Annotated in this window: 1 protein-coding gene; it reads left to right on the plus strand. The window is 65.7% G+C overall.

Annotated elements, in window-relative coordinates; translation table 11 throughout:
• On the plus strand, positions 1 to 251 hold a 251-nt coding region (locus tag L981_RS33125; protein ID WP_043627361.1), incomplete at both ends, for an aldehyde dehydrogenase family protein.

Genomic DNA, 251 nt, shown 5'->3' on the forward strand with positions numbered 1-251 from the left:
CTGGTTCCCGGCAGTTCCTGGGCGATCGTCGACATCCTCCACCGCGCCGGCCTGCCGAAGGGCGTGTTGAACCTCGTCATGGGCAAGGGCTCGGTCGTCGGCCAGGCGATGCTCGACAGCCCCGATGTGCACGCCATCACCTTCACCGGCTCGACCGGTACCGGCAAACGCGTCGCCTTGGCGTCCGTCGAGCACAATCGCAAGTACCAGCTGGAAATGGGCGGCAAGAACCCCTTCGTCGTGCTCGACGA

The sequence above is a fragment of the Ensifer sp. ZNC0028 genome, from assembly GCF_000799055.1.
In the GTDB taxonomy this organism is placed as follows: domain Bacteria; phylum Pseudomonadota; class Alphaproteobacteria; order Rhizobiales; family Rhizobiaceae; genus Ensifer.